The sequence below is a fragment of the Nonomuraea sp. NPDC048901 genome, assembly GCF_040649695.1.
Taxonomy (GTDB): domain Bacteria; phylum Actinomycetota; class Actinomycetes; order Streptosporangiales; family Streptosporangiaceae; genus Nonomuraea.
On record NZ_JBEZFW010000011.1, the window covers coordinates 47,005 to 54,576 of the forward strand.

The 7,572-nt window shown below is 71.8% G+C and carries 6 protein-coding genes; all 6 read left to right on the forward strand.

The window, feature by feature from the left end; genetic code table 11:
* Window positions 1–75: 75 nt before the first annotated feature.
* The 6 genes from AB0C30_RS34075 to AB0C30_RS34100 all read left to right on the forward strand — a co-directional run bounded on the left by AB0C30_RS34075 (window position 76) and on the right by AB0C30_RS34100 (window position 7,571).
* Window positions 76–1,401, forward strand: coding sequence for a SidA/IucD/PvdA family monooxygenase (locus AB0C30_RS34075; RefSeq protein ID WP_357952237.1), 1,326 nt, complete (start codon window positions 76–78; stop codon window positions 1,399–1,401).
* Window positions 1,401–2,471 (forward strand): iron chelate uptake ABC transporter family permease subunit, encoded by a 1,071-nt coding sequence (locus AB0C30_RS34080; protein ID WP_357952238.1) that lies wholly within the window; start codon window positions 1,401–1,403, stop codon window positions 2,469–2,471. Before AB0C30_RS34075 ends, AB0C30_RS34080 begins: the two co-directional genes overlap by 1 nt.
* A complete protein-coding gene (locus AB0C30_RS34085) occupies window positions 2,468–3,514 on the forward strand; it encodes an iron chelate uptake ABC transporter family permease subunit (RefSeq protein WP_357952239.1) in 1,047 nt (348 codons plus the stop codon). Before AB0C30_RS34080 ends, AB0C30_RS34085 begins: the two co-directional genes overlap by 4 nt.
* A gap of 99 nt (window positions 3,515–3,613) precedes the next feature.
* Entirely contained in the window at window positions 3,614–3,859 is a 246-nt protein-coding gene (locus AB0C30_RS34090) for an MbtH family protein (RefSeq protein ID WP_357952240.1), read from the forward strand.
* Window positions 3,860–3,912: 53 nt separating this feature from the next.
* On the forward strand, window positions 3,913–5,721 hold the full coding sequence (locus tag AB0C30_RS34095) for an ABC transporter ATP-binding protein (protein ID WP_357952241.1): 1,809 nt from the start codon (window positions 3,913–3,915) through the stop codon (window positions 5,719–5,721).
* Between the two features lie 26 nt (window positions 5,722–5,747).
* A complete protein-coding gene (locus tag AB0C30_RS34100; RefSeq protein ID WP_357952242.1) occupies window positions 5,748–7,571 on the forward strand; it encodes an ABC transporter ATP-binding protein in 1,824 nt (607 codons plus the stop codon).
* The last annotated feature ends 1 nt before the right edge of the window (window position 7,572 follow it).

Here is a 7,572-nt window from a genome sequence, read left to right on the forward strand (position 1 = left end):
TCCTCTCTGCCATGATTCTTGAAAGGTTAGCCTTACCTTATCTACTATTGCCCCGATAAGGGAGGCGATGCCGCGGTGGAGACCCTGCCGAGTGGTCCGGACACGATCTACGACATCCTGGGAGTCGGATTCGGGCCATCCAACCTGGCGCTGGCCATAGCCGTCGACGAGCACAACGCGCGGGTCCCGGAAGCGGACCGGCTGCGCGCCGGGTTCCTGGAGAAGCAGGCCGCCTTCGGCTGGCATCGGGGCATGCTGCTCGACGACGCCACCATGCAGGTGTCGTTCCTGAAGGACCTGGTCACCATGCGGGACCCGGCGAGCGACTTCAGCTTCCTGTGCTACCTGAAGGAGCGCGGCAGGCTGGTGGACTTCCTCAACCACAAGACGCTGTTCCCGTTACGGATCGACTTCCACGGCTACTTCGAGTGGGCCGCGGACCGGATGCGGGAGATGGTCGAGTACTCCGCCGAGGTCCTGTCCATCGAGCCGGTCGTCACGGAGGACGGCGAGGTCCCCCTGTTCGACGTGACCAGCCGCGACCCCGGCGACCCGGACCGCGTCATCGTCCGCCGGACCCGCAACATCTGCGTCGCCACCGGCCTGGAACCCCACCTGCCGCCGGACGCCGCCCTGTCCGACCGCGTGTGGCACAACAGCGAGCTGATCCCGCGCGTGGCCGCCCTCACCGAGGCCGGCGTCCAGGTGCGCCGGATTATGGTGCTCGGAGCCGGGCAGAGCGCGGCGGAGACGGCCGACTATCTCCACCGGACCTTCACCGGCGCCGAGGTGTGCGCGGTGTTCGCGAAGTACGGCTACACCCCGGCCGACGACAGCCCCTTCGCGAACCGGATCTTCGACCCCGAAGCCGTCGACACCTTCTTCCAGGCTCCGCCCTCGGTCAAGCAGGCGCTCCACGACTATCACCGGGGCACCAACTACTCGGTGGTCGACATGGACCTCATCGAGTCCCTGTACGCGACCATGTACCGCGAGAAGGTCCAGGGCAACGAACGCCTGCGCATCCTCAAGGTCTCCCGCATCAGGGACGTCAGCGTCAACGGCGACCGCCTGGACGTCACGGTGGAGTTCCTGCCCACCGGCGAGCGGGAGGTGCTGGCCACGGACATCCTCGTGCACGCCACCGGCTATCGCCCCCAGGACATCGGCGCCGTGCTCGGTGAGACGGCCAAGCTCTGCCTGCGCGACGAGGAGGACGAGGTTCGGATCGGCCGCGACTACCGCGTCGAGGTGCCCTGGCACGTGTCGGCCGGCATCTACGTACAGGGGGCCAGCGAGCACACGCACGGCATCACCTCAACTCTGCTGTCCACCACGGCCGTACGCGCCGGGGAGATCCGCGACTCGCTGCTCGCCAACCGCGCGCGAGCCACGAGCTAGTGGTATCCCTGCGCCCACACTCGCCGGCTTCGCCAAAGCAGACGGAGCGGCAGCCGACCGGCGGCGTCGCCGCGACGAACGCGGGCCGCGGCGCCTGGCTGGCGATGTGCGTGGTGCTGCTGGCCGTCGCCTGCGTCCTGAGCATCGTCATCGGCACCAAGAACATCGCCCCGGACACGGTCTGGAACGCCTTCGCCCACTTCACCAACACCGACGACCAGGTGCTCGTACGCGAGCTGCGCGTCCCCCGAACCGCGCTGGGCCTGCTCGTCGGCGCGGCGCTGGGCATCGCGGGCGCGCTCCTCCAGGCCGTGACCCGCAACCCGCTGGCCGACACCCAGATCCTCGGCGTCAACGCGGGCGCGGGCCTGTTCGTGGTCTTCGCGATCGGGGTGCTGGGGCTCACCGGGATCTGGTCGTACGTGTGGTTCGCCTTCCTCGGCAGCGCCGTCGCGATGGTCCTGGTGTACGCGCTGGGCTCGGCGGGCAGCAGGGGCGCGACGCCGATCCAGCTGACGCTCGCCGGTGTGGCGCTGGGCGCGGTCATGGAGGGCGTCTCGGGCGGGATCCGGCTGCTGAAGCCGCGGGCGTTCGACTACCTGCGGTTCTGGGACGTAGGCACGCTGGCGGGCAGGCCGCTGTCGATCGCGGGGGCCGTGGCGCCGTTCGTCGCGGCGGGGCTGGTCCTGGCACTGGCCGTCGCGCGTTCCCTCAACGCCATCGCGCTCGGGGACGATCTCGCCCGGTCCCTGGGCACGAACATCGCGCGGGCGCGGGCGCTGTCCATGGTCGCGGTGACCCTGCTGGCCGGCGCGGCCACCGCGGCCGTGGGCCCGATCGGGTTCGTGGGCCTGATGGTGCCGCACGCCGTCCGCTGGATCGTCGGCCCGGACCAGCGGTGGATCTTCGCGTACACGATGGTGTGCGCGCCGGTTCTCATGCTCGCCGCCGACGTCGTCGGCCGGGTGGTCATCCGGCCGGCGGAGCTGCAGGTGGGGATCGTGACGGCGTTCGTGGGCGCGCCGGTGCTGATCTGGCTGATCCGCCGCAGAACGGTGAGCGGCCAGTGACCGGCCCAGCGGTCGGCCGGCGGGTCGTGGTCGTGCGTGGGGCGTCGGTGTCGCTGCGGTTCGGGGTGCGGACGGCGGTCATCTGCGGCGTGCTGGGTCTGGCGGCCCTCGCGGTGGGCGTGTTAGCCCTCGGCACCGGCGAGTTCGAGGTGCCCGTCGGGGAGGTGGTCCGCGTCCTGCTCGGCGGCGAGCCAGGTCCCGCCCGGCTGGTGATCATGGAATGGCGGCTGCCACGAGTACTGCTGTCCCTGCTCATCGGGATGGCCCTGGGGCTGAGCGGTGCCGTGTTCCAGTCGTTGATGCGCAATCCCCTGGGCAGCCCCGACGTGATCGGCTTCAACACCGGCGCCTACACCGGAGTGCTGGTCACGATGATGTTCGTCGGCCGCGACTACTACCAGACGGCCGCGGGCGCGCTCGTCGGTGGCCTGCTCGCCGCCGCCGTGGTCTACCTGCTGGCCTACCGGAAGGGCGTCCAAGGGTTCCGGCTGATCATCGTGGGGATCGCGGTCAGCGCGATCCTCGGCGCGGCCAACCAGTGGTTCGTCATCAAGGTGAACCTCCAGACCGCCGTCGCTGCCGCGATCTGGGGACAGGGCAGCCTGAACACCCTGACCTGGGACCAGGTCCTGCCCGTGGCCGTCTCGGTCGCGCTGCCGACCGCGCTCCTGGTGGCCCTCGGGCCGCGCCTGTCCCTGCTGGCCATGGGGGACGACGCCGCCGCGGCACTCGGCGTACGGACGGAGCGGTCGCGCCTGGCGTACCTCGTCATCGGGGTCGCGCTGACGGCGGTGGCGACGGCCGCCGCCGGGCCGATCTCGTTCGTCGCGCTCGCCGTCCCGCAGCTGGCCCGCCTGTTGACGCGTACGGCCGGCATCGCGCTGATGCCGTCCGCGGTCACGGGCGCGCTGCTGCTGGCCACGAGCGACTGGCTCGCCCAGCGGGCCTTCGCCCCCACCCAGCTGCCGGTCGGCATCGTCACGGTGTCGCTGGGCGGCGTCTACTTCGCCTGGCTGCTGGCCAGGCAGGCGCGCAGCCGATGAGGAGAGCCATCGTCGCCGTGGCGCGGGGCGACCCGTAGACGCACACGCCGCTGGTCATCCCGCGCTCCCATCCATCCACCCCGATGCCGAGGAGGCACAGTGTCCGACAACCCCTTCGACGACGAGAACGGCACCTTCTACGTGCTGGTGAACGACGAGGAACAGCACTCCCTGTGGCCCACCTTCAAGGAGGTGCCCGGCGGCTGGCGAATCGTCTTCGGCGAAGGCGGCCAGAGCAAGCGGCAGGCGTGCCTCGACTACGTCGACGCGAACTGGACGGACCTGCGTCCCAAGAGCCTGCGTGAGAGCATGGCCCGCGCGTCGGCCCAGGTGAACGACAGCTGAACGCGTCAGCCACGGCGCGGCCCCGGACGGGGTGGCGCGTTCTCCTGCGTACGGTGACCCGCAACCGGCGGCGGCTGGGCCTGGGAACCGCTCTCATCAGCCTCCACCAGGTGTGCGAGTCACTCGTACCGATTTTCATCGGGGTCATCGTCGACCGGGCCATCGGCCCCGGCGACGGTGGCGCCCTCGTGCTCTGGGTGGCGGCCCTGGCGGTGCTGTTCGTCGTGCTGACGACGGTGTACCGGTTCGGCGCCCGGCAGCTCATGCTCGCCATCGCGGTGGAGGCCCACACCCTCCGGGTCGAGGTGGCGGAGAAGATCATGCATCCGCGTGGCATCCGTACCGACCGGCGCGCCGGCGACCTGCTCACCGTCTCGACCACCGACACCGACAACACCTCGTACCTGCTGGACTACGTGCCACGCGTCGCCGGCGCGGTGACGGCGACGGTGGTGAGCGCCGTCGCGCTGCTCGTGATCGACTGGCGGCTCGGGCTGGCCGTCCTCGTCGGGACGCCCGTGGTGCTCCTCGCGCTGCAGGCGGGCACGCCGCTGATCACCAAGCGGGTGACCGAGCAGCAGGAACGCGCGGCGGAGGCCACATCACTGGCGACCGACCTGGTCAGCGGACTGCGTCCGCTGCGCGGCCTCGGCGCCGAGGCCGCGGCCGCCCAGCGCTATCGGGAGGTCAGCGGGCGTTCCCTGCGAGCCGTCGTGCGGGCGGCCCGCACGCAGGGCGTGTACGTGGCCGCCTCGACGACCTGCGGCGCGCTGCTGGCCTGCGGCATCGCGATCCTGGCCGGGTGGTTCGCGCTGACCGGGCGGATCAGCGCCGGGGAGCTGATCACCGTGATCGGGCTCGCCCAGTTCCTGATGGAACCGATCGGGCTGCTCGCCATCGTCCCGAGCTGGGTGGCGGAGGCGCGAGCGTCGGCCGAGCGCGTGGCCGTCATCCTGAACGCGGCCCCACTGGTACCCGACGGCACCGAGCCACTCGACAACGGGGCGTCCGTCGACGGGGCGCTCGGTAACGGGGCACTCACGGAAGGGGCACTCTCCGACGGAGAGCCTGGCGACGGAGCGCCCGGTCTGGAGGTGCGCGCTCTCAGATACGGCACCCTCGACGGGGTGGACCTGCTCGTGCGTCCCGGCGAGTTCGTGGGTGTTGCGGCACACCGCTCCGCCGACGGGGAGGCGCTGGTCAAGGTCCTCTCGGGGCGGGTGGCGCCGGACGAGTACGACGGCCGGGTCCTGGTCGGCGGTCGGGAACTGGCCCGGATACGGCTGGCGCACGCCCGCCGGACGATGCTGGTGGAACCCCATCAGACGGACCTGTTCACCGGCACAATCCGCGACAACCTCACCGTCGGCGCACTGGCGGCGGGCTCGGCCGGTCCGGCTCTGTTGGCTGAGGTCCTGGCTGCCTCGGCTGCCGAGCAGGTGCTCTCCGCCCATCCCGACGGTCTGGAGCACCTGGTCACCGAGCGGGGTGCCAGTCTGTCGGGTGGGCAGCGGCAGCGGGTCGCGCTCGCCCGGGCGCTGCTGGCCCGCCCGCCGATCCTCGTGCTGCACGACCCGACGACGGCCGTGGACGCCGTCACCGAACACGCGATCGCCCAGGGCGTACGAGCGCTGCGGCACGCGCAGGACCCAGGGCAGGCCCCCGAACAGGGCGTACAGGCTCCGTGGCACCCGCGCGGCGAGGCAGGGCCGTTCACCACCGTCGTGGTCACGAGCAGTCCCGCGATGCTGGCCGCGACGGACCGGGTCGTCGTCATCGACGGCGGCCGGGTGGTCGCCGAGGGGAGCCACGCCGAGCTGGCCGCGACCGACAGCGACTACAACCGGGCGGTATTGAGATGACCCGAGCAGACGAGGCCGGTGCTGACGTGACTGGATCAGGCGGCGACGGGACGGACGCCGGACGAGATCGCGAGCTGCTCCCGGTCGCCGGCGCGCGCCTCACCTGGGCGTGGCTGTGGCGCGAACTGCGCGCCAGGTGGCCGAGTCTCACCTTCGCGCTGCTGGTGGGCCTGCTGGGGGCGGTCGCCTCCGTGGTGCCGGCGTACGCGCTGGGCGCTCTCGTGGACCGGGTGCGGGAGCACGCCCCAGCCTCCGCGATCGTGCCCATCACGATCGTGATCACCGTCGCGGCCGTGGTCGGCGGGCTGGCCACCGGCCTGGCGACGTACCTGATCGGCCGGTTGTGCGGGCAGATTCTCGCGGTGCTGCGGGAGGCGACCGTGGCCAGGGCGCTGACTCTGCCGGCCACGACGCTCGAACGGACCGGGAAGGGCGATCTGCTCTCGCGGGTGGGCAGCGACGCGGCCGCGATCGGCAAGGCGGCCTCCGACGTGATTCCCACGATGATCTCGGCGTTCCTGCTGGGCGTCCTGAGCGTCGCCGCGATGGCCGGGATCGACTGGCGGCTCGGGCTGGCCGGCGCGGTGGCGGTGCCGTTGTACGCGGTGGCGCTGCGGTGGTACCTGCCGCGTGCGGCGCCCCAGTACGCCCGGGAGCGGCAGGCGGTGGCGGACTCGTCGCAGCTGCTGGTCGAGAACATGCAGGGTGTACGCACGGTGCACGCCTACCGTCTGGAGCAGGCGCGGCTGCACGACATCGGGATCGCCTCCGGGCGGGCCCGCGACATCTCGGTCTCGGTCTTCACGCTGTTCACGCGCTTCGTCGGTCGGGTCAACCGGGCGGAGTTCTTCGGGTTGGCCGCGATCCTGGTGGCGGGGTTCCTGCTGGTGCGCGGGGGGTCGGTGACGGTCGGCGAGAGTGCCGCCGCGGCGGTCCTCTTCCATCGGCTGTTCAACCCGATCGCGATGCTGCTGTTCACCTTCGACGAGGTACAGGCGGCGGGCGCGAGCCTGGCCCGGCTCGTCGGCGTGGTCGAACTCTCTCCGGCGCCCCAACATTCGGATCGGGCGCCACGCCTACCCGCGGACGGCTCGCTTGAGTTGTCCGGCGTGCGCTTCAGCTATGACGGCCAGGTCGATGTGCTCCACGACGTGAGCGTGCGGGTCGCGGCGGGTGCGCGGGTGGCGCTGGTGGGGTCGACGGGGGCGGGCAAGTCCACCCTCGCGGCCATCGCGGCCGGGATCCTGCGGGCCGGGCACGGCGAGGCGCGTGTCGGCGGCGTGCCGCTGGCGGAGCTGGCTCCGGCGGAACTGCGGGAGCGGGTGGCGATCGTCACCCAGGAGACCCATGTCTTCGCCGGGCCGCTGATCGAGGACCTGCGCCTGGCCCGGCCGGGGGTTTCGCCGGACGAGGCCGCCGCGGCACTGGACACCGTAGGCGCGCTGGACTGGGCGCGGAGCCTTCCGGAGGGCCTGGACACGGTGGTCGGTGAGGGCGGGCACGAGCTGACGGCGGCCCAGGCCCAGCAACTCGCTCTGGCGCGGCTGGTACTCGCGGCCCCCGCGATCGCCGTCCTGGACGAGGCCACGGCGGAGGCGGGCAGCCTGGGCGCCCGCGACATCGAGGCGTCCGCCGCCGCGGCGACCCGGGGACGTACCACCCTGATCGTCGCCCACCGTCTCACCCAGGCGGCGTCGGCCGACCGGGTGGTCGTCCTCGAACACGGCAAGGTCGTCGAGGAGGGCCCGCACCACGAACTGGTCGCCGCCGGCGGCCGGTACGCCGAACTGTGGCGGGCCTGGGAGACGCGTACACCCACTTCCTCATCAAGTAAGGCTAGGCTAACCTAAG